The 2653-nt window shown below is 33.7% G+C and carries 3 protein-coding genes; 2 read left to right on the plus strand and 1 reads right to left on the minus strand.

Annotation, left to right across the window (positions count from 1 at the left end; genetic code table 11):
- Positions 1 to 233: 233 nt before the first annotated feature.
- Positions 234 to 467 (minus strand): hypothetical protein, encoded by a 234-nt coding sequence (locus PHI88_03735; GenBank protein MDD5552239.1) that lies wholly within the window; start codon positions 465 to 467, stop codon positions 234 to 236.
- Between the two features lie 224 nt (positions 468 to 691).
- On the opposite strand from PHI88_03735, the gene PHI88_03740 reads away from it, so the two are divergent.
- Together PHI88_03740 and PHI88_03745 are read left to right on the plus strand one after the other, a co-directional pair.
- Entirely contained in the window at positions 692 to 1297 is a 606-nt protein-coding gene (locus PHI88_03740; protein ID MDD5552240.1) for a hypothetical protein, read from the plus strand.
- A gap of 238 nt (positions 1298 to 1535) precedes the next feature.
- Positions 1536 to 2653: hypothetical protein (locus PHI88_03745; protein ID MDD5552241.1), on the plus strand; the 1118-nt coding region annotated here is incomplete at its 3' end.

A 2653-nucleotide genomic window follows, 5' to 3' on the forward strand; every position in this document is an offset into this window, starting at 1 on the left:
TTAGCCTCACTGGTAAAAGTAGTCTAAGGCAAATATTGAGAAATGCTTTAGCGAAGGATTTTTCTCAGGGCAGAAAAAGTAGTCCGAAGCATGGTGTTCCGAAGCCGAAGACGAAGGACCCTTATGCGTGGGATATCTACCCGCGGAGCAACGTAGGATTTTGAAGATAGATTTTTTCTAATTCGTTGTTTGTTATGCGGTTTTTCAGAGATTCTAACCTTTGATTAATTGCTTTAACCTGTTTGGCCACTTTTCCAATAAAGGAAAAGTGGTTTTGGTGTTGTTATACTTAGCTTTTTGTCTTTTAAAATGAGGTTCGAACCTAAAGCTGTTAGAATTTCTTTTTTGTCTTCAACCTCTCCATTCTCAAATCTTTCTTTAGCTTTTTTAGCAAAGCAGAAGGCTTTCTCGGCCTTCTCTAACTGTTTATTAATTCTATCTCCTGTATCTGTGAGTAATTCTTCCAATCGGATTTTTTCCTGGTTTAACTCCGATTTTTCACCCGAGATTTGTTGTCTCGGGTTTTTGATGTGGTATAATTTGTCTGGCAACCAAAAAGCGACATCTTAAACGGTGGGGCTCGCTTGGCGGTTGCCTTTTTATATCTTAAGCATTACTTGTAAAGAGATATTAATCATTATATAATCAAATAGAAGGTTGCAATTTAATTCCAAAGTTATTTTTCATTAATATGAAACAAATTATTGTGTTTATGCTTATTTTCTCCTTTCTTTTTATCCCAGCTGGTTTTTTAAGGGCTCAAACCAATGAAGATATTGCTGCCTCCTTGCAAGAGCAATTAGTCATTCTTCTTAAAAGAGTTTTAGATCTTCAAATGCAGCTAATGGCATTATTGCAACAACAGGCAGGAGAACAAGAAAATATGCAGGAGACGCTAAAAGAACAAATTATTCAGGAGGTTAAGGAGGGTATAAAGGAAGAAGAAAAGCAAAAAGAAAGAGAAAGGATTGAAGAAGAAGAAAAAAAAGAAAGGGAACAAATTATGGCAGAGCTTGATGAAATACCGGGTTTTACTTACAATCCTGAACTTTCAACAGAGCAACTAAAAAACATGCTTAATGAAGAAAAAGAAAGAAGACAATCAATGTTAGAAAATCAATGTAGAACAAAAGGAGATGGTTGGGTGTTTGAAGAGGATGAGTGTGTTTATAAAGAGAAACCTCCTTGTCTTAATAATTCAAGGCCAGAATGGAATGGTGCAACTTGGATATGCCCATATCCCTTTCCTCAAGGGAGGGGTTTGTTTCCTGCCCTTCCAAGTAGGATAGGATTTTAAGATGAATACATTGCCTTGGCTTATTAGTTTATAAGAAAGATTATTGTTTAGATACAACAATTCTTTATTAATAAACCCCTTAAAGGCTCAATTTCTTGTTTAATTTTATTCCAGTCTAATGTTCTAAATACGTCCTGTAGGGGGAGCCAAGATTTTTAGTTTTTTTCTATCGCATTCCCGAGATATTTCTCAGGTTTTTGTTTTGTGTTATACTAAAATAACTATCATTAATAGTAATATGAATTATTTTATAAATCTTTTTTCACCAGAAACCGCAAAAGCTTTTACTAGCTCTTCACAAGATGTGAGTGGATTTAGAGTCTCAAGAAAAACATATATTCAAAATCAAAACATTGGCCCTGGAGATAAGTTTGTTTGTTATTGCACAAGAATCCAACGATTTATTGGAGTTTTTGAAATAGAAAGTGGCCTATTTATTGACGAAAGTCCAATTTTTGTAGAAAAAGATGACCCCTTTATCTTAAGGTTTAAAGTAGCTCCGATAGTTTGGCTTCCATTAGAAAAAGCTATTCCTATTCGCGAAGAGGTTTTATGGAATAAATTATCTTTTACTAAGAATTTGGAAAAAGACAGTAATCAATGGACTTATATGGTTTTTTCTAGTCCAAAATTATGGCCAAAGGAGGATTGTGAGTTTATAGAAAAATTATTACTTGATCAAAAAGAAAAACAGGTTGAATATCCATTTTCTGATTTGGATCAAAAGAAATTAAAATCATCAAAAATTAAATTGGGGAATAAAAAAGAAGTTATTGTAACTATTCCTGATGACGAAGAAGAAGAAGTTAAAAAGCAAAGCGATTTAATTGACGAAGAAGATGTTAGAAACTCAATTAAGGCGCAGGCCAAGCTTGCTGAAATTGGCGAAAAGTTAGGATTTAAGATTTGGATTCAGATGAACGATAGACATAAGATTTTAGAATTATGGAAACCACAAAATGAATCGTTGTTAGAAGATTTGCCTCTTGTATTTGATGAAACAACACTCAAGACGATAAGAAATATTGATGTTCTTTGGATAAAAAGAAGATCGATTGTGAGAGCATTTGAAGTTGAAGATACTACTTCTATATTTTCGGGAATACTTAGAATGGCTGATCTTTTAGCTCTACAGCCCATGCTAGATATTAAAATTCATATAGTTGCTCCAATAAGTCGCAGAGAATTATTTGTTAAGCAAATAAATCGTCCAGTTTTTTCGGTAATGGAAAAGGGTCCGTTGTCCGAATTATGCTCATTTATTTCTTATGATTCACTAGAAGAACTCTCAGCAGAAGAAAGGCTAGAATATATGACTGATAGCATTGTTGATGAATACTCTGAGTTTTCAGAAGA

Source organism: Candidatus Paceibacterota bacterium (assembly GCA_028716825.1).
Taxonomy (GTDB): Bacteria; Patescibacteriota; Minisyncoccia; order Minisyncoccales.